The sequence below is a fragment of the Sphingomonas astaxanthinifaciens DSM 22298 genome, from assembly GCF_000711715.1.
Taxonomy (GTDB): domain Bacteria; phylum Pseudomonadota; class Alphaproteobacteria; order Sphingomonadales; family Sphingomonadaceae; genus Sphingomicrobium; species Sphingomicrobium astaxanthinifaciens_A.
In genome coordinates this window covers 1,528,999-1,552,304 of sequence record NZ_JONN01000001.1, presented here as the reverse complement: position 1 = coordinate 1,552,304, position 23,306 = coordinate 1,528,999, and the positions used below count along the sequence as shown (strand labels likewise).

The 23,306-nt window shown below is 68.8% G+C and carries 26 protein-coding genes; 12 read left to right on the top strand and 14 right to left on the bottom strand.

Going from position 1 to position 23,306, the window contains the following annotated elements; all coding sequences use genetic code 11:
* Positions 1-4 precede the first annotated feature (4 nt).
* Positions 5-208, bottom strand: coding sequence for an HIG1 domain-containing protein (locus tag BS69_RS13275; RefSeq protein WP_037504441.1), 204 nt, complete (start codon positions 206-208; stop codon positions 5-7).
* A 12-nt stretch (positions 209-220) separates the two neighbouring features.
* Positions 221-1,057 (bottom strand): tRNA glutamyl-Q(34) synthetase GluQRS, encoded by an 837-nt coding sequence (gene gluQRS / locus BS69_RS0108010; RefSeq protein ID WP_029941435.1) that lies wholly within the window; start codon positions 1,055-1,057, stop codon positions 221-223.
* Between the two features lie 172 nt (positions 1,058-1,229).
* Here gluQRS and BS69_RS0108005 point away from each other — a divergent pair, with 172 nt between their 5' ends.
* Positions 1,230-1,796 carry an HNH endonuclease gene (locus tag BS69_RS0108005; protein WP_029941434.1) on the top strand — a complete coding sequence of 189 codons (567 nt, stop codon included), beginning with the start codon at positions 1,230-1,232 and terminating at the stop codon, positions 1,794-1,796.
* A gap of 69 nt (positions 1,797-1,865) precedes the next feature.
* Entirely contained in the window at positions 1,866-2,387 is a 522-nt protein-coding gene (locus BS69_RS0108000) for a response regulator (RefSeq protein ID WP_051676636.1), read from the top strand.
* Here the strand turns inward: BS69_RS0108000 and BS69_RS0107995 are convergent.
* Both BS69_RS0107995 and BS69_RS0107990 read right to left on the bottom strand, forming a co-directional pair.
* Positions 2,384-3,253, bottom strand: a complete 870-nt coding sequence (locus BS69_RS0107995; protein WP_029941432.1) for a UTP--glucose-1-phosphate uridylyltransferase — start codon at positions 3,251-3,253, stop codon at positions 2,384-2,386. The two genes, BS69_RS0108000 and BS69_RS0107995, sit on opposite strands and share 4 nt — an antisense overlap.
* The gene (locus BS69_RS0107990) at positions 3,250-3,606 is read right to left on the bottom strand and encodes a hypothetical protein (protein WP_342665810.1); all 357 of its coding nucleotides are present in this window, start codon (positions 3,604-3,606) and stop codon (positions 3,250-3,252) included. The genes BS69_RS0107995 and BS69_RS0107990 overlap by 4 nt, the downstream gene beginning before the upstream one ends.
* Here BS69_RS0107990 and BS69_RS0107985 point away from each other — a divergent pair.
* A complete protein-coding gene (locus tag BS69_RS0107985) occupies positions 3,605-4,162 on the top strand; it encodes a TlpA family protein disulfide reductase (protein WP_029941430.1) in 558 nt (185 codons plus the stop codon). The two genes, BS69_RS0107990 and BS69_RS0107985, sit on opposite strands and share 2 nt — an antisense overlap.
* A gap of 6 nt (positions 4,163-4,168) precedes the next feature.
* Positions 4,169-5,713 (top strand): MFS transporter, encoded by a 1,545-nt coding sequence (locus BS69_RS0107980; protein ID WP_029941429.1) that lies wholly within the window; start codon positions 4,169-4,171, stop codon positions 5,711-5,713.
* Here BS69_RS0107980 and BS69_RS0107975 read toward each other — a convergent pair.
* The 3 genes from BS69_RS0107975 to BS69_RS0107965 all read right to left on the bottom strand — a co-directional run bounded on the left by BS69_RS0107975 (position 5,710) and on the right by BS69_RS0107965 (position 7,638).
* Positions 5,710-6,045, bottom strand: a complete 336-nt coding sequence (locus BS69_RS0107975) for a hypothetical protein (protein ID WP_029941428.1) — start codon at positions 6,043-6,045, stop codon at positions 5,710-5,712. The genes BS69_RS0107980 and BS69_RS0107975 overlap by 4 nt on opposite strands.
* A gap of 67 nt (positions 6,046-6,112) precedes the next feature.
* Positions 6,113-6,916 carry a 2,3,4,5-tetrahydropyridine-2,6-dicarboxylate N-succinyltransferase gene (gene dapD / locus BS69_RS0107970; RefSeq protein ID WP_425423535.1) on the bottom strand — a complete coding sequence of 268 codons (804 nt, stop codon included), beginning with the start codon at positions 6,914-6,916 and terminating at the stop codon, positions 6,113-6,115.
* Between the two features lie 23 nt (positions 6,917-6,939).
* Positions 6,940-7,638 (bottom strand): pyrimidine 5'-nucleotidase, encoded by a 699-nt coding sequence (locus tag BS69_RS0107965; RefSeq protein WP_051676635.1) that lies wholly within the window; start codon positions 7,636-7,638, stop codon positions 6,940-6,942.
* Positions 7,639-7,749: 111 nt separating this feature from the next.
* On the opposite strand from BS69_RS0107965, the gene BS69_RS0107960 reads away from it, so the two are divergent.
* The 4 genes from BS69_RS0107960 (at position 7,750) to BS69_RS0107945 (ending at position 13,213) form a co-directional block, all read left to right on the top strand.
* Positions 7,750-10,101, top strand: a complete 2,352-nt coding sequence (locus tag BS69_RS0107960; RefSeq protein WP_029941425.1) for a S8 family peptidase — start codon at positions 7,750-7,752, stop codon at positions 10,099-10,101.
* 48 nt (positions 10,102-10,149) lie between these two features.
* On the top strand, positions 10,150-10,395 hold the full coding sequence (locus tag BS69_RS0107955) for a hypothetical protein (protein ID WP_156956971.1): 246 nt from the start codon (positions 10,150-10,152) through the stop codon (positions 10,393-10,395).
* A 66-nt stretch (positions 10,396-10,461) separates the two neighbouring features.
* Complete coding sequence (locus BS69_RS0107950) at positions 10,462-11,868, top strand: SLC13 family permease (RefSeq protein ID WP_029941423.1); 1,407 nt, start codon at positions 10,462-10,464, stop codon at positions 11,866-11,868.
* 37 nt (positions 11,869-11,905) lie between these two features.
* Complete coding sequence (locus tag BS69_RS0107945) at positions 11,906-13,213, top strand: cystathionine gamma-synthase family protein (protein ID WP_029941422.1); 1,308 nt, start codon at positions 11,906-11,908, stop codon at positions 13,211-13,213.
* A gap of 90 nt (positions 13,214-13,303) precedes the next feature.
* Here BS69_RS0107945 and BS69_RS14275 read toward each other — a convergent pair whose 3' ends face one another.
* The 6 genes from BS69_RS14275 to BS69_RS0107915 all read right to left on the bottom strand — a co-directional run bounded on the left by BS69_RS14275 (position 13,304) and on the right by BS69_RS0107915 (position 17,167).
* Positions 13,304-13,480: a hypothetical protein gene (locus BS69_RS14275; protein WP_156956970.1), complete on the bottom strand. Its 177-nt coding sequence runs from the start codon at positions 13,478-13,480 to the stop codon at positions 13,304-13,306.
* Positions 13,481-13,559: 79 nt separating this feature from the next.
* The gene (locus tag BS69_RS0107935) at positions 13,560-13,733 is read right to left on the bottom strand and encodes a hypothetical protein (RefSeq protein ID WP_156956969.1); all 174 of its coding nucleotides are present in this window, start codon (positions 13,731-13,733) and stop codon (positions 13,560-13,562) included.
* A gap of 86 nt (positions 13,734-13,819) precedes the next feature.
* Positions 13,820-14,293, bottom strand: a complete 474-nt coding sequence (locus tag BS69_RS13270) for a MarR family winged helix-turn-helix transcriptional regulator (RefSeq protein WP_156956968.1) — start codon at positions 14,291-14,293, stop codon at positions 13,820-13,822.
* Between the two features lie 326 nt (positions 14,294-14,619).
* Positions 14,620-15,288: an HAD family hydrolase gene (locus tag BS69_RS0107925; RefSeq protein ID WP_029941419.1), complete on the bottom strand. Its 669-nt coding sequence runs from the start codon at positions 15,286-15,288 to the stop codon at positions 14,620-14,622.
* The gene (locus BS69_RS0107920; RefSeq protein ID WP_029941418.1) at positions 15,288-16,070 is read right to left on the bottom strand and encodes an NTP transferase domain-containing protein; all 783 of its coding nucleotides are present in this window, start codon (positions 16,068-16,070) and stop codon (positions 15,288-15,290) included. Before BS69_RS0107920 ends, BS69_RS0107925 begins: the two co-directional genes overlap by 1 nt.
* Positions 16,067-17,167 carry a CDP-alcohol phosphatidyltransferase family protein gene (locus tag BS69_RS0107915; RefSeq protein WP_029941417.1) on the bottom strand — a complete coding sequence of 367 codons (1,101 nt, stop codon included), beginning with the start codon at positions 17,165-17,167 and terminating at the stop codon, positions 16,067-16,069. Before BS69_RS0107915 ends, BS69_RS0107920 begins: the two co-directional genes overlap by 4 nt.
* 104 nt (positions 17,168-17,271) lie before the next feature.
* Between BS69_RS0107915 and BS69_RS0107910 the strand changes: the two genes are divergently transcribed.
* The 4 genes from BS69_RS0107910 to BS69_RS0107895 are packed head-to-tail and all read left to right on the top strand — an operon-like array spanning position 17,272 to position 20,698.
* Entirely contained in the window at positions 17,272-18,357 is a 1,086-nt protein-coding gene (locus BS69_RS0107910; RefSeq protein ID WP_029941416.1) for an ABC transporter permease, read from the top strand.
* Between the two features lie 38 nt (positions 18,358-18,395).
* Positions 18,396-19,166, top strand: a complete 771-nt coding sequence (locus tag BS69_RS0107905; RefSeq protein ID WP_029941415.1) for an ABC transporter ATP-binding protein — start codon at positions 18,396-18,398, stop codon at positions 19,164-19,166.
* 9 nt (positions 19,167-19,175) lie between these two features.
* On the top strand, positions 19,176-20,129 hold the full coding sequence (locus BS69_RS0107900; RefSeq protein WP_029941414.1) for an MlaD family protein: 954 nt from the start codon (positions 19,176-19,178) through the stop codon (positions 20,127-20,129).
* Positions 20,129-20,698, top strand: a complete 570-nt coding sequence (locus tag BS69_RS0107895; RefSeq protein ID WP_029941413.1) for an ABC-type transport auxiliary lipoprotein family protein — start codon at positions 20,129-20,131, stop codon at positions 20,696-20,698. The genes BS69_RS0107900 and BS69_RS0107895 overlap by 1 nt, the downstream gene beginning before the upstream one ends.
* Positions 20,699-20,701: 3 nt before the next feature.
* Here the strand turns inward: BS69_RS0107895 and pepN are convergent, their stop codons facing one another.
* Complete coding sequence (gene pepN / locus BS69_RS0107890; protein ID WP_029941412.1) at positions 20,702-23,299, bottom strand: aminopeptidase N; 2,598 nt, start codon at positions 23,297-23,299, stop codon at positions 20,702-20,704.
* Between the last annotated feature and the right edge of the window lie 7 nt (positions 23,300-23,306).

The window sequence follows — 23,306 nt, the reverse complement described above, 5'->3', positions numbered from 1 at the left end:
GGGACTATTTGCCGCCGCCCGCGAGGAGCAGGATCGCGGCGGCGATGAAGATCGCAATGCCCTGGTAGAGGACGCGCTTGCGCATCCACTGCTGCTGCTGTTCCTGGTTGCCGACCTTGCCCGAGGCCATGGCCATGACCCCGCGCACGAGGACGTAGGCGGTAGCGGCCATGAAGCCGACGAGCAGGATGATGAGGAGCGTGTTCATAACCTCTCCTACTTAGTCTCCTGCCAGCCGATAACCAGTAGGGAGCTGGCCCGTAGCAAGCTCCCATGCGAGGGCCGGGCCGTCCACCCCGGCCGCGCGCATGGCGGCGAGCGTCGGCGCGGCATCGCGCTTGGCGAGGCGGCGGCCGTCCTCGTGGGTGACGAGCGCATGGTGCAGATAGACGGGCTCGGGCGCGCCGAGCAGGATCTGGAGCAGCCGCTGGACGGGGGTCGAAGGCCTGAGGTCGGCGCCGCGCACGACGAGGGTCACGCCGCTTTCCCAGTCGTCGACGACGCACGACAAATGATAGGAGGAGGGCGCGTCCTTCCGCGCCAGGATGGCATCGCCGATCATGGTGGCCGAGCCCTCGAACGCCTCCCCGCCAAGTTCGCGCCAGCCCGGAACGCCGCCGACCTCGTCCAGCGCCTTCGCCGAATGCAGGCGCCAGCTGTGCGGGGTCGAGGCGCGGCGCGCGGGATCGTCGGGGCGGCCGCGGCAGGTGCCGGGATAGGCGCTTCCGGCATCGCCGTGCGGCGCGCTCAGCGAGGCGGCGATGTCGGCGCGGGTGCAGAAACAGGGATAGACTAGTCCGCGCTTCTTCAGCGTCTCGAGCGCCTCGGCATAGAGGTGCGTTCGCCGCGACTGGACGAGGGGCTCGCCGTCAGGTTCGAGGCCGAGCCAGGCGAGGTCCTCGATTATCCCTCCGACGAACTCGGGCCGCGCCCGCCCGGGGTCGAGATCCTCGATCCGCAGCAGCCAGCGCTCCCCGTGCCGCCGCCCCAACACCGCACTGTAGGCGTGGCCGAGATGCAACCGCCCGGTGGGCGAGGGGGCGAAGCGCGTGATCATTGCACGCGCAAAGACCCTTGACCGCGATTCCGCAACTTGCGATTCATGACGGCGTCACATCGGCTTGGCATCCGGTGGGCACAAGGGAAGCGGCCGAAAACGGTCTCTCCTCCTTGCGTGCGACGAGGCCGGAGGGGCGCGTTCGGCGAGACCGAACGGAGAACCCGCGCTCGTGTATCATCCCGAACTGATCCGCCATCCCGACAGCTGTCCGGCGCTGGTCCTCAATGCCGATTATACCCCGCTCTCCTATTATCCGCTGAGCCTGTGGCCGTGGCAGACCGCGGTCAAGGCGATGTTCCTCGAGCGGGTCGACGTCATCGCCCACTATGAGCGCGAGGTGCATTCGCCCAATCATACGCTCAAGCTGCCGAGCGTGATCGCGCTCCGGCAGTTCGTGCGGCCGAGCGAGCACCCCGCCTTTACCCGCTTCAACCTCTTCCTCCGCGACCGCTTCCGCTGCGTCTATTGCGGCAGCCACCGCGAACTGACCTTCGACCATGTCATCCCGCGCGCGCAGGGCGGGCGGACGACCTGGGAAAATGTCGCCACCGCCTGCGCGCCCTGCAACCTCAGGAAGGGCGGGCGCACGCCGCGGCAGGCCGGCATGAGCATTGCCCGCTGGCCCGAGCGGCCGACCAGCTGGCAATTGCAGGACCATGGCCGGGCCTTCCCGCCCAACTACCTCCACGAAAGCTGGCGCGACTATCTCTACTGGGACGTCGAGCTCGACGCCTGAGCCGCGGCTCGGTCCCGCCTGGCCCGAAACTTAAGACTTCGTTTACCATTTCGCTTCACCGTTACGGGCATGGCAGTGCCAGCACCCTCCAAGCGTCCGCGCGTCCTCGTCGTGTCGCCCAATCGATCGCACCTCGCGCTGCTGGCAAGGCGGCTCGGAGCCGAGGGCTATGCGATCATCACGGCAAGCGACGGCCGCGCCGCGCTGGGGGAACTGCACCGCTCGCCGATCGACCTCGTCATCGCCGAACTCGTGATGACTCCGATGAACGGTCCCGAACTGACCCGCGCCATTCGCGAGCAGACGGCCTTCGCCGAAGTCCCGGTGATGCTGATCGCCAGCCGCGCCGAACCCGATCCCGCGGTCCGCGCCTTCGCGGCGGGCGCCGAGGACGTAATCCTCAAGCCCTTCCATTTCGAAGTGCTGGTCGCGCGGATCGAGCGCCGTCTAGCCGCCGCCCGCCGGTTCGCCGCGCTGCGCGCCGACATGAATGCGATGGACGCCCGCGCCGCCCTGAAGGCGATCGAGCTCGGGGAACTCAAGGACCGGATGTACGCGCTCGAGGCCGAGCGCCGCCGCATCTCGGCCTAGAGGCCGGCCATCGCCTCGCGGACCAGCGGGGCGAGATCGTCCCGCGCCATCGCCAGCTTGAGCGTCGCCAGCACATAGCCCGCCCGGTCGCCGCAATCGTGGCGTTCGGCATCGACCTCGACCGCGTGGAATGGCTGGCGGCCGATCAGCTTTGCCATGGCGTCGGTCAGCTGGATTTCGCCGCCCGCGCCCGGCTCCTGCGCGTCGAGGACCTGCATGACTTCGGGCTGAAGGATGTAGCGGCCGATCACCCCCAGCCGCGACGGCGCCACCTCGGGCCTGGGCTTTTCGACGAGGCCCTTCACCTCGGTCAGCTTGCCGTCGGTCGTGCCCGGCGTGACGATGCCGTAGCTGGCGGTCTTTTCGGGCGCGACCTCCTCGGCGCAGACGATGTTGCCGCCGACCAGGTTATAGGCCTCGACCATCTGCGCAAGCGCGCCCGGGGCGCCGGCCATGAGGTCGTCGGGCAGGAGCACCGCGAACGGCTCGTCGCCGACCACGTGCCGCGCGCACCAGACGGCGTGGCCGAGCCCGAGCGGCTGCTGCTGGCGCACGGTGATGAGTTCGCCGAAAGCCGTCCGGCTGAGCTCGAGCGGGGCAAGGCTCTTGCCCTTGCTCTTCATCGTCGTCTCGAGCTCGAAGCTCATGTCGAAATAATCGACCAGGCTCGACTTACCCCGGCCGGTGACGAAGATCAGCTGCTCGATCCCCGCCTCGCGCGCCTCGTCCACCGCATATTGGATCAGCGGACGGTCGATCACCGTCAGCATTTCCTTGGGCATGGTCTTGGTCGCCGGCAGCAGACGGGTGCCGAGGCCGGCGACCGGGAAGACGGCCTTGCGAACGGGCTTGAACGAGGAATTCATCGGGGCTCCTGCACGGGGGTCTGGGTGTTGGTGGCAGGAGCGCCGATATCGACTTCGGGTTCCGGCGCGGCCTCGGCTCCGCTCGGCGGCGGCAAGTCGAAGCGGTCGGGCTTGCGCGGTTCGGAGCGGGTCAGGATCTCGTCGACCCGCACCGGCCGGGCGATCGCCGGCGGGGTCATCAGTTCCTCGGGAGTCGGCGTGGTGGTGGCGAGCTTGGGCTTGACCGGGAGCGGCTCGCCGGGCGGCGGCTTCAGGTCCCCGACCGAGCCGCAGGCCGCGAGCGCGAGGCTGAGTGCGATGGGCCAAAGCCCAAGCTTGTGCGGCACGCCCTTGGGCGGGTAGCGCGTCATCATGCGTGTCACCCTCATCGGCGCCGTCGTGGCTGCCCTGCTGACTGCGGGCTGCGATAGGCAAAGCCCAGACCAAAGCCAAGCCAATGCCGCCGCCGCCGTTGCCGCCCGTCCCGGCGAACCCGGCCTCGATCGCAGCCAGGCGGGCAAGCCCATGCCCACCGTCACCATTCTCGACGGCGATGGCGAGGAGACCAGCCTCGCGGCGGTCGCGGGGGGCAAGCCGCTGCTGGTCAATCTCTGGGCGACCTGGTGCGCGCCCTGCGTCAAGGAACTGCCGACCCTCGACAAGCTGTCTGCGCAGCCCGGCGCGCCGCAGGTGATGGCCTTGAGCCAGGACATGCAGCCGCAGCCGACCGTCTCGGCCTTCCTCGACGAGAAGAAGATCGGGCTCGAGAGCTATCAGGACAAGGAAATGGCGGTGTCGGGCGCGCTCGGGGTGCAGATCCTGCCGACGACGATTCTCTACGGCTCCGACGGCAAGGAAATCTGGCGCTGGTCGGGCGACCTCGACTGGACCTCGGCCAAGGCGGCCGAACTCCTCGAGCAGGCGAAATAGGGGACCATGGGGGGGCAATCAAAATCGATCATCGGTGAGCGCGCCGGCTGGTTCTGGGCGGGCGCGGCGGCGATCAGCGTCGGCGTCCTGCTCCACCTGCCGATGCTCGCCATGGCCCACCGCATGGGCAATCACCTGTCTGGCATGCCGATGGACCCGGAAATGTATGTCGGCATGGCGCTGATCGCGATCGGCGTGCCGCTTTCCTGCTGGGGGGCGCTGCCGCCGCGCCGCTCGCCCCACGGCGACCATGCCGGCACCAATTACGAAGCTCCCGATTCAACGCCGCTCAATCGCTGGCATGCCGCCGTCCTTGCCGTCCTGACCCTCGGCCTCATCATCGACGTGATGAAGCCCGCGACCCTCGGGTTCGTCCTCCCCGGGGTCCGCGAGGAATATGGGATCGGCAAGATGGCGGCGCTGCTGCCGCTGGTCGCGCTGACCGGGACGACCGTCGGCTCGTTCGTCTGGGGATGGCTTGCCGACATCTACGGGCGGCGGGTCTCGATCCTCCTCTCCTCGATCCTGTTCGCTTCCACCGCCATCTGCGGGGCGATGCCGGCGTTCGAGTGGAACCTCGTCATGTGCTTCCTGATGGGGTGCTCGGCGGGCGGGATGCTCCCGGTGGTCTATGCCCTCCTCGCCGAGGTGATGCCGCCCAAGCACCGCAGCTGGGTGCTGGTGCTGGTCGGCGGTACTGGCCTCGTCGGCGGCTATCTCGCCGCGAGCGGAGCCGCGCACCTGCTCGAGCCGGTTTACGGCTGGCGCGCCCTGTGGCTGCAGGGCTTCCCGAGCGGCCTCCTCCTTCTCGCGCTCGCCCGCTTCATTCCCGAGACCCCGCGCTTCCTCGCCGAGCAGGGCCGGACCGAGGAATTGAAGCTGATGGAGCAGCGCTTCGGGCTCGTCCCCAGGCCCCGCGCCGTGCCCCCCGCCGACGCCGCCAGCGCCTCCGCCGCGCACCGCAAGCTGACCGCCGCCCTCGTCGTCGCCGCGCTCACCTGGAGCTTCGTCAATTTCGGCCTGCTGCTGTGGCTTCCGACCGACCTTCAGACCCGGGGCTTCAGCGCCGAACTCGCGAGCGGCATCCTTGCCAAGTCCTCGCTCCTCGCGCTTCCGACCATCCTCCTGTGCGCGCTCTGCTATGCCCGGCTGAGCAGCAAGTGGACGCTGGTCGCCACCATCGCGGTCACGCTCGCCGGTCTCGTCGGGGCCTTGCTTCCCGCCAGCCTGCTCACGCTCCAGCCCGTGCTGATCGGCGTGATCGCGTTGCTGATCGTCGGCACCAACGGGACCATCGCGGTGCTGCTGCCCTATACGGCCGAAAACTATCCGCTCGGCTCGCGCGGGCGGGCGACGGGGCTGGTCGCGGGCTCGAGCAAGATCGGTGGCCTGCCGGCCCAGGTTGCGGTGCTGGCGGGGTTCGTGCCGACGCTCGTCGGGGCCGCCGCCGCGTTGCTCATCCCGACCGCCATCTCGGCGGTGATGATCGGCTGGGCCGGGCGCGAGACGCGCGGCCGGAGCCTGCGCGAACTCGAGGCCGGCCAGTCCTAGCGGCTTTCGAGCGCTTTCGCCTTGGCGTTGGCCTCGGCGCGCACCGCATCGGCCTTGGCATTGCCCTGCTCGCGGATGAGGTCGGCCTGCTTCTCCAGCGCATCGGCCTGGATTTCGAGCCGCTTGCCGTCATAGCCGCCGACCTGCTTGGCCTGCGCCTCGAGCGCCTTCGCCTGCTCGTCGAGCGGATCGGCGCGGGCGTCGGCGTCTTTCTCGAGCGCGTCGGCCTGGGTCTCGGCCGTCGCCCGCAATTGATGGACCTGCTCCTCCTGCGGGGTGCGCGAACAGGCGCCGAGGGTCACGAGGGCAAGAAGGACGAGCGACGAGCGCATGGCGGCACCTTTGAGCAAATGATCGGCGGGCGAACGCACGATCGGCCCAAGCGGTGCCCCCGCCCGGTCAGTCGCGCAGCAGCTCGTTGATCCCGGTCTTCGAACGGGTCCGCTCGTCGACCGTCTTGACGATCACCGCGCAGGCCAGGCTCGGGCCCCCGTCCTTGCCCGGCAGCGAGCCCGGGACGACCACCGAATAGGCCGGCACGCGGCCGTACATGACTTCGCCCGTCGCGCGGTTGACGATCTTGGTCGAGGCGCCGAGGAACACGCCCATCGAGAGGACCGCGCCCTTTTCGACTACCACGCCCTCGGCGACCTCGCTTCGGGCACCGATGAAGCAGCCGTCCTCGATGATCACCGGGCCGGCCTGCAGCGGCTCGAGCACCCCGCCGATCCCCGCGCCGCCCGAGATATGGACGTTCCTGCCAATCTGCGCGCAGCTGCCGACGGTCGCCCAGGTGTCGACCATCGTGCCTTCGCCGACATAGGCGCCGAGGTTGACGAAGCTCGGCATTAGCACCGCGCCCGGCGCGACATAGGCGCCGCGGCGGACGATCGCGCCCGGCACCGCGCGGAAGCCGGCCTCGCCGAACTTCGCCGCGTCCCAACCCTCGAACTTGCTTGGCACCTTGTCCCACCAGGGCGCGCCGCCTGGGCCGCCGGGGATGGTCTCCATCGCGTTCAGGCGAAAGCTCAAGAGCACCGCCTTCTTGAGCCACTGATTGACCGTCCAGCCATCGGGACCCGGCTCGGCGACGCGGACGACGCCGGCGTCAAGCATGCCGAGCGCCCATTCGACCGGCTGGCGGACTTCCTTGAGTGCGTCGGGGCCGAGGCTGTCGCGCTTCTCCCACAGCTGATCGATGATCGGCTCGAGTTCGTTGTTCTGGTTCAAGCCTCTTCTCCAAGCAGGTCGTGCAGCCAGTCGCCGACGTCGCTGATGCGGCAGTCGATATGGCCCGGGTCGGCGTCGTGATTGCCGCGCTCGGAGCCATTGTCCACCCACACGGTGGTCATTCCGAGCGCCTTCGCCGGCCTGAGGTTCTGCGCCATGTCCTCGACCATGCAGGCGCGGCTCGGATCGATCCCCATCCGCGCGCAGAGGAGCTCGTAACCATGGGGCTCAGGCTTGGGCCTCAGCTCGGCGGCATGGATGTCGTGGAGATGCTCGAACTGGTCGTGGATCCCGATCCGCTCGAGCACGCGGCGGGCATAAGGCGCATCGCCATTGGTGAAGACGAACTTGCGCCCCGGCAAGCGGCCGAGCCCCTGGGCCAGCCGCGGATTGGCGCCGACCCGGTCGAGCGGGATCGCGTGCACGTCCTCGAGGAAATCGTGGGGATCGACCCCATGCTCCTTCATCAGCCCGGCGAGCGTGGTGCCGTGGGTGTGGAAATGATGCTTCTGGATCCGCTTGGCCTCGGCCGCTTCGACCCCCAGCAGGCGCTGGATATAGGCCCCCATCCGCTCGTCGATCAGCGCGAACAGCCCGGTGGAGGCGGGGTAGAGGCAATTGTCGAGGTCGAAGATCCAGGCGGTCACATGACCGAATGTCGCCTGATGCGCCCGGGATACAGTCGAACCTGTCATAATGATTGGCACTAGCCTTGGTTCCACCTTTCAGCAAAACGAAAGGAATCGGAAGGCATAGCCATGCCGGGAAAGTCATTCATTTATAGCGGTTTGCGGAAGGTTGAACGGATGAAGAAGGCGCTCCTCGCAACCACCGGCTGCGCAGCCATGCTGGCCCTTTCCGCATGCGGCGGCGGGGGCGGCGGCGGCGGTGTGGGTTCGACCCCGACCCCGCCGAGCGCGACTCCGACGCCAACTCCGACGCCCACCCCGACTCCGACCCCCACGCCGACCCCGACCCCGACCCCGACGCCCACGCCGACCCCGGGGATCAACTACGACACATCCGAATATCGCAACTCGAACGCCGCGGTGAGCTCGGGCGCGATCGCCGCCTACAATGCCGGTGCCACCGGGCGGAACATCAAGGTCGCGGTGATCGACAGCGGCATCAATCCCGCGCTGCTCGACTTCGCGGGCCGGCTCGATCCCGCCAGCCGCGATGTCACCACCGCCGGTCGCGCCCTTGCCGACGAGGAAGGGCACGGCACCGCCGTCGCCGGGACCATCGCCGCCAACCGCGACGGCAAGTGGATGCACGGCGTCGCCTTCGACGCGACCATCGTCGCGCTCCGCGCCGACACCCCGGGCAGTTGCACCGACACCACCGGCGACGGCTGCTCCTTCGCCGACACCAACATCGCCCGCGGGGTCGATGCCGCTGTCGCGGCCGGCGCGCGAGTCATCAACATGTCGCTTGGCGGTTCGGCCCCGGGCTCGACCCTGCTCAACGCCATCCAGCGCGCGGTGAATGCCGGCGTGGTGGTGGTCATCTCGGCCGGCAACGACGGCAAGGATCCCACGCTCGGCGCGACCGCCGATCCTTTCGCGGCGGTCCCGGCCAGCTACTTCCCGACCAACGTCATCATCGCCGGCTCAGTCGGGACGCTCAACGCGGACCAGTCGGTCACCAACCTCGACCAGCTGTCCGACTTCAGCAATCGCGCCGGCACCTCGGCCAGCAATTATCTCGCCGCGCTCGGCGCCGGGGTGCGGACGGTCAACCAGGTCGCCGATGCCAACGGCTATGGCGGCCATTACCTCTACAGCGGCACCAGCTTTTCGGCGCCGACCATCAGCGGCGCAGTGGCGCTGCTCGCGACCGCCTTCCCCAACCTCACCGGGGCGCAGATCGTCGACATCCTGTTCAAGAGCGCCGACGACCTCGGCGCCGCGGGCACCGACAACATCTTCGGCCGTGGCCGCCTCAACATCGCCCGCGCGATGCAGCCGATCGGCACCACCAGCCTCGCCGGCAGCGCGACGCCGGTGAACGGCTCGTCCGACGCGCCGCCGGCCTCGGGCGACGCCCCGCCGGTCGGCGGCAAGGGCCTCGGCGCGATCATCCTCGACGGCTATTCGCGCGCCTTCGCGGTCGACCTTGCCCAGACCATCAAGAGTGCGCCGCGGGCCGAGCCGCTCCACCGCGCGCTCGAGGGTTCGGTCCGGGTCGCCGGCGCGCAGGCGGGCGGGCTCAGCATCGCCATGACCGTCGCCGAGCAGAAGAATGCCGTCGGCTACATGCTCCGCCAGACCGGGATCGGCCCCGAGGACCTGCGCAAGGCGCGCCTTATCGCCGGCTCGGCGGTCGCCCGGGTCGACAACAGGACCGCCATCGCGCTCGGTTTCGCCGAAGGCGCCAAGGCGATGGAGCGGCGCCTGTCGGGGGCCGATGCGGGTTCCTTCCTCATCGCCAAGGACATTGCCGGCAATCCGGGCTTCGACGCCAGCCGCGGCGGCGCGCTCGCGCTGCGCCGCGACCTCGGCCCGGTTGCCGTCACCGTGTCGGGCGAGACCGGTGAGGTCTATTCCGAGCGCCGCACCACCGCCGACGGCGCGCCCTATCGCTGGACCAACATCGCGCTCGACCGCAATTTCGGCAGCACCTGGCTGTCGCTCGGCGTCGGCCGGCTGGACGAGCAGCGCTCGGTTCTCGGCGGGCGGATGAACGACCTGCTGGGCGGCGGTGGCGCGGCGACCACCTTCCTCGATCTCGAGGCGCGGCGCAGCCTCGGCAATGGCTGGAACGCCAGCCTGACCGCCCGGCGCGGCTGGACGAACTTCGCGGGCGGCAGCTTTGCCAGCGGGGCCTATGGCTTCGACCTCTCGAAGGTCGGCCTGCTGAGCGCGGGCGACCGCCTCGGCTTCCGCCTGTCGCAGCCGCTCCGGATCGACAGCGGCGGCTTCGCGATGAGCCTGCCGACCTCGTTCGACTATGACACGATGACACCCGGCTACAGCATCGTCCGCTCCAGCCTCGTGCCGCGCGGCCGCGAGGTTGACGCCGAACTCAGCTACCAGCGCCGCCTGCTCGGCAGCGGCTGGCTCGGCGGCAATTTGTTCGCGCGTCGCCAGCCCGGCCACATCGCGGCGGCCGATGCCGATGTCGGCGGCGCGGTGCGCTTTTCGCTCGATTTCTGAGCGAGAAGTTTAACGACGGCGCAACCGGTCGCGGCTAGGGTGGGGGACATGAGCGATGTTCCAGCCGATCCTGCCGCCGCCAAGCGCGAACGAATCAAGGCGATCAGCCGGACCGTGCACAGCATTCCGGTCGAGGAGGGCGGCCAGCTCCGCCCGCCGCGGCCCGCCCCCGTTCCGCCCCCGCCGAGCGCGTCCGAGCGCTTCTGGAAACGGACCGCGCTGACGGCGGGGAGCGTCGCGGGCCTCGCGGTCGGGCTCGCCGCGGGCCTGCTCGCGACCCGTCGCCGCGCCTGACCCTGCAATAATCGGATTGCGCCGACCGCCGCCCAGCCGCCATGAAGGCGGCAAGGGGGAGGGGTGATGGCACAACGCTGGGGTCTGTGGGGCGGGCTGGTCCTGCTCGTCGTCCTGCTGCTGCTCCCGCCGCCCGCGGGCATGCCGCTCAGCGCCTGGCGGGTGGTCGCGCTCGCAGGCCTGATGGCGGTCTGGTGGATGACGCAGGCGCTGCCGCTCACCGCCACCGCGCTGATGCCCTTCCTGCTTCTCCCGCTGTTCGGGGTGATGACAGCGACCGACACCGCGGCGGCTTATTACAGCCCGATCCTGTTCCTCGTGCTCGGCGGCGCGATCATCGCGCTGGCGATCGAGCGGACCGGGCTTCACCGCCGGCTCGCGCTCGCCATCGTCAATCGCGGCGGCAAGACCCCCGGGGCGATGCTGCTCGCCTTCATGGCCGCCACCGCCATCGTCTCGATGATCGTCTCCAACACCGCGACCACGCTCATCATGATGCCGATCGCCATCGCGGTGATCCGGGCCGCCCGGATCGAGCCCGGCCACACCGACGGCTTCGCCGGCGCGCTGGCGATGGGGATCGCCTTCGCCGCCTCGATCGGCGGCCTCGCCACCCTCGTCGGCTCGCCCACCAACGCCATCGCCGCCGGGATCATCGAGCGGGCGATCGGCCTTCGGATCGATTTCCTGATGTGGGCGAGCTTCGGCGTCCCGCTGGTGCTGGTCGCCATCCCCCTGTGCTGGCTGATCCTGATGAGGGTGCAGAGGGTCGCGCCGACCGACTTCGACGCGGCGGCGGCGATCAGTGCGATCGGCGAGGCCGGGCCCTGGTCGAGCGCCGAGAAACGGCTCGTTCCCATCATCCTTGTCACCGTCGCGGCCTGGGTCGTGCTTCCGCTCGTCGCCGACCGCCTGCCCAAGGACGTGCTGGTCGACGGAACGGTCGCGGTCGCCGCGGCGCTGCTGCTGTTCGTCATCCCCGACGGAAGCGGCCGCCCGATCCTCACCTGGACCGAGGCCAATCGCGCGCCGTGGGACGTGATCATGCTGTTCGGCGGCGGCCTCGCGCTCGCCGCGGGGATCGGCGCCAGCGGGCTCGACAAGTGGCTCGGGGTTGCGCTCGCGCCGCTCAAGTCGGTCCACCCCTTGCTCATCGCGCTCGCGCTGGTCGCGTTGGTCGTGTTCATCACCGAATTCGCCAGCAACGTCGCCGCCGCTTCGGGGATCATCCCGGTGGTCGCGGGGATCATTGCGGCCACGGGAATCGATCCGATCCTCCTCGCGCTGCCCGCGGCCTGGGCGGCGAGCTGGGGGTTCATGCTGCCCAGCGGGACCGGGCCCAATGCCATCGCGTGGGCGACCGGCCACATTAGCCTCCCGCGGATGCTCCGGGCCGGGCTGTGGATCGACCTCGCCGGCGTGCCCCTGCTGGTCGCGATGGTCTGGCTGCTGGCGCCTTTCGTCCCGCGCTAGCTTTCTTAGCCCGCGCGGCTGGGCTAGGGGCGCGACCATGGAAAACGAAGCCGAGATGAGCGGCGTGCCCGCTTCGCGCCGCCCCAAGCAGAGCCCGACCCAGATCGGCAATCACCAGCTCAGTCCCGAGACCCTGATGATGGGCTTCGGGTTTGACCCCACGCTGAGCGAAGGCAGCCTCAAGGCGCCGATCTTCCTCACCTCTACCTTCGTGTTTGAGACCGCCGCCCACGGGAAGCGCTTCTTCGAGGGCATCACCGGCAAGCGCCCGGGTGGGGCCGAAGGCCTCGTCTATTCGCGCTTCAACGGTCCCAACCAGGAAATCCTCGAGGCCCGCCTCAAGCTGTGGGAAGGCGCCGAGGAAGCGCTCGCCTTCTCGAGCGGCATGTCGGCCATCGCCACCCTGCTCCTGACCTATGCCCGGCCGGGCGACGTCATCGTCCACTCGGGCCCGCTCTATGCCGCGACCGAGACGCTCATCGCCAAGATCCTCGGCCAGTTCGGGATCACTTGGCTCGACTTCCCCGCGGGTGCGACCCAGGACGAAATCGCCGCAGTGATCGAGGCCGCCAAGGCCAAGGGGCGCCTCAGCCTCATCTACCTCGAGAGCCCGGCCAATCCGACTAATGCGCTGGTCGACGTCGAGGCGGTCCGCGCCGCGCGTGACGCCGCCTTCCCGGGCGACGACAAGCCGCCGATCGCGATCGACAACACCTTCCTCGGGCCGCTCTGGGCCAAGCCGCTCGACCAGGGCGCGGACATCACCGTCTACTCGCTCACCAAATATGCCGGCGGCCACAGCGACCTCGTCGCGGGCGGCCTGGTGGGCGCGAAGAAATTCCTCCTGCCGATCCGGATGATGCGCAACACCATCGGCACCATCTGCGACCCCAACACCGCCTGGATGCTGCTCCGCAGCCTCGAGACGCTCGAGCTGCGGATGAGCCGGGCGGGCGAGAATGCAGCGAAGGTCTGCGCCTTCCTCAAGGACCATCCCAAGGTCGAGAGCGTCGGTTACCTCGGCTTTCTCGAGGAAGGCAGCCGCCAGGCCGACATCTACAAGCGCCACTGCACCGGCGCCGGCTCGACCTTCTCGCTCTATCTCAAGGGCGGGGAGAAGGAGGCCTTCGCCTTCCTCGACAATCTCACCATCGCGCATCTCGCGGTCAGCCTCGGCGGGACCGAGACGCTGGCGAGCGCGCCGGCGGCGATGACCCACCTCTCGGTGCCCGACGAGCGCAAGGCTGCGCTCGGGATCACCGACAATCTCGTCCGGATCAGCATCGGCGTCGAAAATGCCGACGACCTGATCGCCGACTTCGCCCACGCGCTCGACGCGGTCTGATGGGAAGGCCTCGGGCCGGCGCCGGGCTTCACCCGATGTCGGCCCGTGGGAACAGGTAAAGCCCGCGTCGGCCGCTAGCGGCGCGCGCGCTCAGCCCTGGAAGCGGGCGCGCAGCGCCTTGCGGTAAAGATCGGCGAGGGCCGCTTGCGGGTCACTCGATTCGCGGATCGTGGCGACTTCCGCCGGGGTCACGGACGCCCGCCGAACGTCGGTGCCGGCCCACAGCTTGCGGGCATCGGCCATGTTGAAATCCTGGCGTTCGAACATCGATCCTCTCCGGCGGTATTGGGCCCGGAGATGATCGCCCTGATCTGGATAAACAAACGGGATTGGTTCCGTTTTGGAACTAGGCGCAGCGGCGCTCTGCTGACGAGAGCAATTCGTCGAGCTTGCTCAATCCGTGATCGAACTGCGCCGACACGTGCGGCGGAGCCCCTGCCTCGTCGAGCAGGCCGAGCAGTTGGCGGGCGTGGTCGCGCGCCTGCTCAAGCAGTTTCAGTCGGTTGGTGTCCTCGTTCATTCCTGTTCCCAGCACGTCGCTCTCCAAATGCATACAGGGAGGCAAAGCACAGGGATTAGCGGCCCGAGGTTAACAGGCCAACATGGTCAGAGGGAGGTGTTATATTTCAGCACATTTTCCATTAACTGGTCCATCGTCGCGATGGCATCGGCCGACAGCTCGACGTGAACGGTCCGGCGGTCGAGCGGATTGCTGCGCCGAATGGCGAGCCCCTCGTCCACCAGCTGCTGGAGCCAGCGCAGGGCGGTGGTTAGCGGAACCCCGGCCTCGTTGCAGACCGACATGATGGTCAGCCGATATTGTTCGCGATGCGCAATATAGAGCGAGAGCAAAATGTCCCAGCTCGCCTCCCCGAACAGGTGCGGCGGCATGGCGTCGACGCGCAGGCTGCGCACGCGGCGAATGAGCTTGGCAGCCTCCAGATAGGGGTCAGTATCCGCGGAACTGCGCGCCTGGGTCTTGCCCGATTGGGGCCGGCCAATGAATGGGGTCGACTTGTTCACGTCCGCAAATTCGTTCGTAGGGTCGGAAGTGGACGGAGACTTGGTGTCATTGGTCATGGCGCCTTGCATTGAGGTCCTGCTTGTCAGTTCACCCGTAGAAAGAAGAAATCACGGTGACTGTAAAAGTGCCGTCAGCCGAGGCAAACGTCATTACTCCCATTTTGGGGCAGTCGACGAAGTGACTCGATTCGACAGATCGCTGAGCCGTATACGAAATTTCTATTTCATTTTGGCGCGGTTAGTGGACAATTATTCAGGAAATTTGGTCAAAAGTTGTCCTGTGCCCGGCGCCGCCAAAAATCCCCACTGAGGCGGGGCCGGGCCAAAAGATCGGCGGTGCGTCGGGCGGATGTCCGCTGTCCGGCGCACCGTCTTTTTGCGCTTCAGCCCCAGTCCTCGATGGTCCAGCCCGACCGGGTGGCCAGTTCCCGGAGCGGCCCGTGCGGATTGACCGCGACGGGTTCGTCGGACCAGCGAAATACCGGCGCGTCGCTGGCATGGTCCGAATAGAAACGGACATGGCCGTGACGGCCGGTGAGGCCGCTTTTCTCGACCCAGTCGGCGACCATCCGGAGCTTGGCCTCGCCGTAGCAATTCTCGCCATCGATCCGGGCCAGCAGCGCCTGGTCGAGCCCGAGCATGCTGCCCGTGCCGATCACGTCGTCGAAGCCCAGCCGCTCGGCGATGGCGGCGGCGTAGAAGCGATAGCTCGCGGTCGCCATCACGATCCGGCGCCCCTCGGCCTTGTCGCGGGCGATGGCGGTGCGCGCGCCGGGGCGGATGTTGGTCGCGACCTGCCGCTCGGCAAAGCTGTCGACCAGCGGCTTGAGATCCGCCGGCCCGATGCTCCGCCCGAGCAGCAGGGCGTGATTGATTTCCTTCAGCCGCCCGCGCGTGATCAGCTTCGCCGTATAGGCCAGCATCGACAGGATCACGAGCGGAAGGAAGACCAGCCGCCACGGCGCCCGCCGGGTCGCGCAATGCAGCAAGAAGGGGGTGAAGGTCGCGCGCCGGGTGACGGTGCGGTCCATGTCGTAGATGGCAAGGTCCATCAGGCGCGCCCCTCGATGATCGCGCTGACCAGCAGGTGATCGGCGGGCTTGTCGACGTCGATCGCGGCGGTGGGATCGCTCAACACCACTGCCTTCAGCGCAACCCCCAGGCGGCGGCCGAGCCCGCGCGCGGTTTGGTGGATGTCGCTGAGGCGCAGCACCGCGCCGAGGAACAAGGGCAGGCCGAGCTGGAGGAGCACCCGCCAGCCCTTCTTGCGATCCTGCTCGATCGCTCGCCACCGTTCGACCCCCGCGCGGGCCGCCGGGGTCGCCAGCGCGAAGAGGTTGGCCCCGCTGTAGCGCTCGGCCCCGAACCGCAGCCAGGTCCGCTGGGCATCGGGAAAGCGGCGCAGCATCGCCGTCCGGCTGACCACCCCGACCGCGACATCGCTGCCCGTCGCCCCGGCCAGGAATTCCTCGACCATCGCGGGCGTCAGAAGCGCGTGGTCGGCGGTGGTCACCAGCAAGGGGAAGCGGGTCGCCGGATCGTCGCAGAGGCGAAGCAGGGTCGCGGCGATGGTCGAGTCCGAGGTCTCGACCGCGATTCGCGGGTCGTCGGGAAGCACCGCGGCGATTCGCTCGGGCTGCTGCGTCAGCACCCGGACCGCCGCCACCTCGGGCACCGCGAGCAGGGCCCGCAAGGGTCGCAACAGCATCGGCTCGCCGGCCAGCGGAAGCAGCGGCTTGAGGTCGGTGCCGAGGCTGAGCGCCAGCGGGTCATTGGGGCGCGAGCCCGCAAGCAGCAGCGCGGTCCAGCCTTGCCTGGGCTTGTCGGCGCTCACCCCGCGTCGAGCCAGCTGACGATTCTACGGCCGCGCGCCGCCACGCCCTCGGCCTGCGCCAGGCGGACCGCGTGGAAGATCAGGCTTAGCACCGACCACAAGGCGACCAGCTCGATCCCGAGGTCGGGACGGCCGATGACGAGGCAGGCGACGAGAATGACCATGTTGGGATTGCGCCTGGCCGTGATCAGGCGGAAGCGGCTGTCGATCCGCCGCCAGACGTGGATGTGCATCCCGAAGCGCCACTTGAAGATGCCTTCGATCAGGCGCCCCACGACATAGGTGCCGACGATCACCGCGAGCAGACCGCCCTTGTAGACTTCCTCCAACTGGTGCCCGGCGGCGCCGAGCCCGTGCAGCCAGGCCCACCACCAGAAGGGCGGATGGACGAGGTCGATGCCGTGGTCGAAGACGTCGCCCCACTTGCTCGACTGGCCGGTGGTGCGGGCGAGCTTCCCGTCGACCGTATCGAGCACCATGAAGACGAAGCCGACCGCGATCCCGCTCCAGTAATGGCCGTTCCAATAGAGCCAGAAGGCGGCGAGGCAGAAGACGAAGCCGATCAGCGTGACCTGGTTGGGGCTCATGCCCGCCTGCGCCGCCCAGCGGGTCAGCCAGAAGGCCGGCCGGCGCCACAGATAGAGGGTGAGGATATCGGTCACGCCCTTGTAGGAGGCGTCGTAGAGCGCGCGCTCGACCGGCAGCGGGTCGGCGGGGTCGAGCGGCATGACGAACGGCCGCTCGCGCTTGCGCAGCTCGAAATAGCTGAGGCTCGCGGTGCGCGCGTCGAGCTGGGCGAGGCTCGCGGGATCGGTGTCGGCGGGCCGCCCGGCGGCGAGGTGGACCAGCACCGGCCGGCCGTCGAGCATCAGCGCGGTGTCGGGCCGGTTCCTGAGCTCGGCCAGCCACGCCGGGTCCCAGGCGAACGCCATGTCGGCGAGGATTCGGGGGCGCGACAGGTCCTCGGCTTCACCGGTGGCAAGGCCGGCCTTGGCGGCAACCTGCTCGGCGCGGGCGCGGGCGGTGCGACCGAACAGGCGCACCGGCGGATCGCCGATGGCAAGGAACTGGATGGGGGCGGGGATCGTCTCGGCCATGATGGGACAGCCGAAAAGCGGCAAAGCTTGGCAATAGCAAGGCAGATGGTGCGACAGGGCTTGCGCTTGCCGATTGCGCCCTTTGCGGGCATGTCGCCTTCAGGATGGCTTCTGCGGCGTTGAACGAGACGGACAATCATGTCTTCGCGCCCAGCGGGGCGCTCACCATCGCGCGCGTCGGTTCGACCCAGCGCGACATCGACGCCTTGCCCGATCCCCTGACCATCGACCTCTCCAGCGTCGAGCGGATCGACACGGTCGGCGCGTGGATGGTCCACCGCACCGTGCGCGACCGGGGCGCCAAGCTGGTCGGCGCGTCGAGCGAGGTCGGCAAGCTCCTCGACCAGGTGGCCGAGGCCGACCGGCCCAACGAGATCGTGCCGCCAAAGAAGATTGGCGCAGTCGGCGAGCTTGGTGAATGGGCCATCCAGTTCGGGCAGACCTTCGTCGGCCTGCTCGGCTTCTTCGGCGCGACCCTGATGGGCTTCGCCTCGGTCATCTCGCGGCCCAAGCGCTTCCGCTTCAATGCGGTCGTCCAGCAGTTCGACGTGGTCGGCGTTCGCGCGCTTGGAATCATCGGGCTGATGAGCTTCCTCATCGGCATCGTCGTCGGCCAGCAGGGCGCGGTCCAGCTCCAGCAGTTCGGCGCCGAGGTCTATACGATTAACCTTATCGGCCGGATCACCGTGCGCGAACTGGGACCGCTGATGACCGCGATCATGGTCGCGGGCCGCTCGGGCTCGGCCTTCGCGGCGCAGATCGGAACGATGAAGATCACCGAGGAAGTGGACGCGATGCGGACCATCGGCGTGTCGCCGATCGAGGCGCTGGTCGTGCCCCGGGTCTTCGCGGCGATCGTCACCATGCCCCTGCTCGCCTTCTGGGCGATGCTGACCGCGATCATCGGCGGCGGCATCTTCTGCTGGCTCGGGCTCGGCATCCCGCCGCTCACCTACATCCAGCGCATGGCCGAAGTCGTGCCCGCAAGCGACCTGTGGGTCGGGCTGATCAAGGCGCCGGTATTCGGCTTCATCATCGCGCTTGCCGGCTGCTTCCAGGGAATGCTCGTCGCCAATGACAGCGAGCAGGTCGGCCTCAAGACCACCGCCGCAGTGGTCCAGTCGATCTTTCTCGTGATTGTGCTCGACGCGGTGTTCGCGGTCTTCTTCAGCTCGATCGGCTGGCTCTAGTGGCCGAGTTCGTCACCCCCGCCCGTTCGAGCCCGACGCTGCCCGACGTCGAGGAGCCGATCATCCGCGTCCGCGGCCTCGAGAACCGGTTCGGCGACCAGATCGTCCACCAGGATCTCGACCTCGACGTCCGCCGCGGCGAGATCATCGGCGTGGTCGGGGGCTCGGGCACCGGCAAGTCGGTGCTGATGCGTTCGATCATCGGGCTCCAGCGCCCGACCGCTGGCGAGATCGAAGTGCTCGGCGAGAACATGATCGACCGGCCCGAGGACGAGGCCAAGAACATCCGCCGCCGCTGGGGCATCCTGTTCCAGAACGGCGCGCTCTTCTCGACCCTGACCGTGGCCGAGAACGTTCAGGTCCCGATCCGCGAATATTTCCCCTTCATCAAGGGCGCGCTGCTCGACGAGATCGCGGGCTATAAGATCGCCATGTCGGGCCTGCCCGACAATGCCGGCGCCAAATATCCGAGCGAACTGAGCGGCGGCATGCGCAAGCGCGCCGGCCTTGCCCGTGCCCTCGCGCTCGACCCCGAACTGCTGTTCCTCGACGAGCCCACCGCGGGCCTCGACCCGATCGGCGCGCAGGCGTTCGACCAGCTCATCCTCGGCCTCCAGAAGCGGCTCGACCTCACCGTCTTCCTCATTACTCACGACCTCGACAGCCTTTACGCCATCTGCGACCGGGTCGCGGTGCTGGCCGACCACAAGGTGATCGCGGTCGACACGATCGACCGGCTGCTCGAGCTCGATCACCCTTGGATCCAAGAATATTTCAACGGACCGCGCGGCCGCGCGGCGGCGGCGTAGCGAGAAGACATGGAAACCCGATCCAACCAGGTGCTCGTCGGCACCGTCGTCCTGGCCCTGCTGGTGGGCCTGCTGTTCTTCGCGGTGTGGATCGCGGGGCTCAACACCGAGAAGCGCAAGTGCTTCGACATCTATTTCAGCCAGGGCGTCGGCGGTCTCAACACCGGCTCAAGCGTCAGCTTTTCGGGCGTTCCGGTCGGCCAGATCACCAAGATCCGGCTGCTCCCCGACCGCCCCGAATTCGTCTGGGTGCGGATCGAGGTCGAGGAGGACACGCCGGTGCTCCAGGGCACCAATGCCCAGATCAAGGGCGTCGGCTTCACCGGCGTCAGCGAGATCCAGCTCGACGGTGCGGTCAAGGGCGCCAAGCCGCTCGACCAGGTCGGTCCGCAGGGCTGCCCGGTCATCCCGAGTTCGGCCGGCGGCCTCGGCGCGCTCCTCAATTCGGCGCCGGAACTGCTCGAGCGCATCCAGCGCCTGACCGAGCGGCTCACCGAGCTGCTCAGCGACCGCAACCAGAATGCGATCTCGGACATCCTCGAAAATATCGACAAGACCTCGAAGGTGCTCGCCGACCGCGCGCCCGAGATGGGCGACACGCTGGCCGAGGCGCGGGTCGCCGCGCGTAACGCCGCCCGTGCCGCGGACGAGGTCGCCAAGCTCGCCAACAGCAGCAACACCGTCGTCCAGCGCGACGTCCAGCCGGCCGCGGCGGACCTCCGCAAGACGCTCGAATCGTTGCGCCAGACCTCGGCCAACATCGACACGCTCGTCGCCGATGCGCGGCCCGGCGTGCAGAATTTCTCCAAGTCGACGCTGCCCGAGGTCAATCGTCTGGTCCGCGACCTGCGCGACCTGACGACCAGCCTCGAGGGTGTCTCCAGCCGCCTCGAACAGGGCGGGGTGGGCGGCGTCCTCGGCGCACCCAAGCTCCCCGACCACAAGCCCGGAAAGTCCCGCTGATGCGCGTTCACCTGCTTCCCGCTTTCGCCGCGCTCGCCCTCGCCGGCTGCTTCGGCGGCGGCAAGGTCCCGCCGACCCTCCTGACCCTCACGCCCAGCGCGGCCGAGGCGGCGATCGACCGCACCGCCGCGGCCGGCCAGGCCGTGACGATCGAGCTTCCGGTGACCGGCAAGGAGATCCGCCAGGTCCGCGTGCCCGTGCTCGAGGGCTCGGGCCAGGTCACCTACGTCAAGGACCTCCAGTATCTCGAGACCCCCGACCGGCTGTTCCAGCAGCTGGTCAGCGAGACGGTCAAGCGGACCACCAACCGCGTCGTGGTCGATCCGCGCCAGACCGGGATCGACCCCGGAACCCGCGTCTCGGGCGTGCTCGAGCGCTTCGGCTACGACACCGCCACCGGCCAGGTGATCGTCACCTATGACGCCACCGCGGCGCGCGGCGCGACCGTCCAGACCCGCCGCTTCACCGCCTCGGTCCCGGCCGACGGCACCGCCCGGACGGTCGGGCCGGCGATCAACCAGGCCGCCAACGACGTCGCTCGGCAGGTCGCCGCCTGGATCGGCGGCTAAGCCTCAGCCGAGGCTCTTGCCCGCAAGCTCGAGCACGTCCTTGCTAAGCCCCGGCTCGCGCAGGATCCGCTCGAGCGCGGCGCGCATCTTCGCCGCCCGACCCGGCTCGATCTTCCGCCAGCGCCCGAGCGGGGCGACAAACCGCGCCGCGGTCTGCGGATTGAGCTTGTCGGCGGCGACGATGATCTCCGCCTGCCAGTCGTAGCCGCGCCCGTCGGCACGGTGGAAGGCCGCCGGGGTGCCGGCAAAGCTCCCCGCCAACGCGCGCAGGCGGTTCGGATTGGCAAGCGTGAAGGCGGGATGGCGGCCGAGCACCTCGACCCGGTCGAGCGTTTCCTCGGCCGGAACCGAGGCCTGTACCGCGAACCACTTGTCGATGACCAGGGGATCGCTCTCGTAGCGCCCGTAGAAGTCGGCCAGCGCGGCTTCGGCTTCCTCGCCGCCGAGCATCGCGAGCACCATCAGCGCCGCCTGGCGCTCGGTCATGGTACGGGCGCTCGCATATTGGCGCGCGGCCAGCGTCCGGCCCAGCCCGGCATCGGCCGCGGCGAGTAGGCCGAGCGTCGCGCCGCGCAGGCGCCGCAGCCCCTTGGCCTCGCCCGACAGGCTGGACGGATCGGCGCGGCTGGTGCCCATGTAGGCGCGCGAAAGATCGTCCTTGAGCCCGACCCCGATCGCGCGCCGCATCGCTTCGCGCACCGTGTGGACCCGGGCCGGATCGGCGGCGTCGAGCTTCTCGATCAGCAGGCTCTCGCCCGGCAGCGCGATGGCGTCGGCCTTGAAGGCGGGATCGAGCGCATTGCTGCGCAAGGTCGCGGCCACCGCGGTCACCACCGCCTCGGTCCGAAGCTCGCCCCCGCCGATCGCGGCGAGGAGATCGCGCTGCATCAGTTCCTGGCCCGCCTCGTAGCGCGCGAAGGCATCGGTATCGCTTTCGGCCAGCGCCTCGATCTCGCCGGCCTTTCGCTCGGCGACCACGATCACCGGCGCGGAGAACTGGCGATTGATCGACAGGAAGGCGGGTTCGGTGACGTTGGCGAAGGGCTCGACCTGCCGTTCCTCGCGCAGCACCACCAGGCGCTCGGGAGAGATCTCGCGCCCGCTCGCCGCGCCGATCAGTGCAACCTTCAAGGGCACGACCATCGGCTGCTTGGCCGGCTGGCCCGGGGTCGGGGGAACCGACTGGTCGAGGTGGAGCGCGGTCCGCCCGCCGCTCTGGTCGAGCCGGGCGCGGACGGTCGGGGTGCCGGCCTGGCTGTACCACAAGCGGAACTGCGACAAGTCGACCCCGCTCGCATCCTCCATCGCCTTGACGAAGTCCTCGCAGGTCACCGCCTGTCCGTCGTGGCGCTGGAAATAGAGGTCGGTGCCCTTGCGATAGCGCTCGGGGCCGAGCAGCGTCCGCATCATCCGGATCACTTCGGCGCCCTTGTTGTAGACCGTCGCGGTGTAGAAGTTCGCGATCTCGAGATAGGAGTCCGGCCGGATCGGGTGCGCGAGCGGGCCGGCGTCCTCGGGGAATTGCGCGGCGCGCAGGGTGCGGACCTGGTCGATCCGCTGGACCGCGGGGCTCCCCATGTCCTCGCTGAAGCTCTGGTCGCGGAAGACCGTCAGGCCTTCCTTGAGGCTGAGCTGGAACCAGTCGCGGCAGGTGACCCGATTGCCCGACCAGTTGTGGAAATATTCGTGCGCGACCACGGCGGCGACCGCGTCGATGTCCGCGTCGGTCGCGGTCTCGGGGTCGGCCAGCACGTAGCGCGTGTTGAAGATGTTGAGGCCCTTGTTCTCCATCGCGCCGAAGTTGAAATCGCTGACGGCGACGATGTTGAACCGGTCGAGGTCATATTCGCGGCCGTAGGTCCGCTCGTCCCACGCCATCGAATCCTTGAGCGCCTGCATCGCGAGCGCGGTCTTGGGGAGGTCGGCCTCGCGCACCCAGATGCCGAGTGCGACCTCGCGCCCGCTCATGGTCCGGAAGCGGTCGGCGTTGCAGGCAAGGTCGCCCGCGACCACCGCGAACAGGTAGCAGGGCTTGGGGAAGGGGTCTTCCCACACGGCGAAGTGGCGGCCCTCGCCGGCCTCGCCCTGTTCGACCGGATTGCCGTTGGCGAGCAGCACCGGATAGCGCGCCTTGTCGGCGGTCAGGCGGACCCGGTAGCGGCTGAGCACGTCGGGCCGGTCGGGGAAATAGGTGATCCGGCGGAAGCCCTCGGCCTCGCACTGGGTGCAGAGGATCCCGCCCGAGGCGTAGAGCCCCATCAGCTGGCTGTTCTTCTCCGGGCAAATCGCGACCTCGGTCTCGACCACGGCCTCAGCGCCGCCCAGCGCGACCACCAGCCGGCCGTCCTCCAACACCGGCTCGCGGCGCTCACCGTCGACCGTCAGCGAGAGAAGCTCGAGTTCTTCGCCCTCGAGCCGCAGCGGCCGGTCATGCTCGCCGTTGCGGGTGACCGACAGACGCGCCCGGACCACCGTCCGGGCCGGATCGAGGTCGAAGCCGAGCGCGATGTCGGGCACCAGCCAGTCGGGCGCCCGATAATCTTCGCGCAAGGTCGGGGCAGGGGCGGCAGGCGCGGCAAACGCGTCACGGGCATCGAACATGGCGGGT

What these genes read in the sequence shown, in the direction of transcription:
- BS69_RS13270 (WP_156956968.1), bottom strand. Translation starts at nt 14,293, where the DNA reads ATGACCAATGACACCAAGTCTCCGTCCACTTCCGACCCTACGAACGAA.
- BS69_RS0107945 (WP_029941422.1), top strand. Translation starts at nt 11,906, where the DNA reads ATGGAAAACGAAGCCGAGATGAGCGGCGTGCCCGCTTCGCGCCGCCCC.
- BS69_RS0107990 (WP_342665810.1), bottom strand. Translation starts at nt 3,606, where the DNA reads ATGATGACGCGCTACCCGCCCAAGGGCGTGCCGCACAAGCTTGGGCTT.
- BS69_RS0107900 (WP_029941414.1), top strand. Translation starts at nt 19,176, where the DNA reads ATGGAAACCCGATCCAACCAGGTGCTCGTCGGCACCGTCGTCCTGGCC.
- BS69_RS0107915 (WP_029941417.1), bottom strand. Translation starts at nt 17,167, where the DNA reads ATGGCCGAGACGATCCCCGCCCCCATCCAGTTCCTTGCCATCGGCGAT.
- BS69_RS14275 (WP_156956970.1), bottom strand. Translation starts at nt 13,480, where the DNA reads ATGTTCGAACGCCAGGATTTCAACATGGCCGATGCCCGCAAGCTGTGG.
- BS69_RS0107950 (WP_029941423.1), top strand. Translation starts at nt 10,462, where the DNA reads ATGGCACAACGCTGGGGTCTGTGGGGCGGGCTGGTCCTGCTCGTCGTC.
- BS69_RS0107965 (WP_051676635.1), bottom strand. Translation starts at nt 7,638, where the DNA reads ATGACAGGTTCGACTGTATCCCGGGCGCATCAGGCGACATTCGGTCAT.
- BS69_RS0107910 (WP_029941416.1), top strand. Translation starts at nt 17,272, where the DNA reads ATGGCTTCTGCGGCGTTGAACGAGACGGACAATCATGTCTTCGCGCCC.
- BS69_RS0108000 (WP_051676636.1), top strand. Translation starts at nt 1,866, where the DNA reads ATGGCAGTGCCAGCACCCTCCAAGCGTCCGCGCGTCCTCGTCGTGTCG.
- BS69_RS0107925 (WP_029941419.1), bottom strand. Translation starts at nt 15,288, where the DNA reads ATGGACCTTGCCATCTACGACATGGACCGCACCGTCACCCGGCGCGCG.
- BS69_RS0107955 (WP_156956971.1), top strand. Translation starts at nt 10,150, where the DNA reads ATGAGCGATGTTCCAGCCGATCCTGCCGCCGCCAAGCGCGAACGAATC.
- BS69_RS0107980 (WP_029941429.1), top strand. Translation starts at nt 4,169, where the DNA reads ATGGGGGGGCAATCAAAATCGATCATCGGTGAGCGCGCCGGCTGGTTC.
- BS69_RS0107995 (WP_029941432.1), bottom strand. Translation starts at nt 3,253, where the DNA reads ATGAATTCCTCGTTCAAGCCCGTTCGCAAGGCCGTCTTCCCGGTCGCC.
- BS69_RS0107935 (WP_156956969.1), bottom strand. Translation starts at nt 13,733, where the DNA reads ATGAACGAGGACACCAACCGACTGAAACTGCTTGAGCAGGCGCGCGAC.
- BS69_RS0107975 (WP_029941428.1), bottom strand. Translation starts at nt 6,045, where the DNA reads ATGCGCTCGTCGCTCGTCCTTCTTGCCCTCGTGACCCTCGGCGCCTGT.
- BS69_RS0107960 (WP_029941425.1), top strand. Translation starts at nt 7,750, where the DNA reads ATGAAGAAGGCGCTCCTCGCAACCACCGGCTGCGCAGCCATGCTGGCC.
- BS69_RS13275 (WP_037504441.1), bottom strand. Translation starts at nt 208, where the DNA reads ATGAACACGCTCCTCATCATCCTGCTCGTCGGCTTCATGGCCGCTACC.
- pepN (WP_029941412.1), bottom strand. Translation starts at nt 23,299, where the DNA reads ATGTTCGATGCCCGTGACGCGTTTGCCGCGCCTGCCGCCCCTGCCCCG.
- BS69_RS0107895 (WP_029941413.1), top strand. Translation starts at nt 20,129, where the DNA reads ATGCGCGTTCACCTGCTTCCCGCTTTCGCCGCGCTCGCCCTCGCCGGC.
- gluQRS (WP_029941435.1), bottom strand. Translation starts at nt 1,057, where the DNA reads ATGATCACGCGCTTCGCCCCCTCGCCCACCGGGCGGTTGCATCTCGGC.
- BS69_RS0107985 (WP_029941430.1), top strand. Translation starts at nt 3,605, where the DNA reads ATGCGTGTCACCCTCATCGGCGCCGTCGTGGCTGCCCTGCTGACTGCG.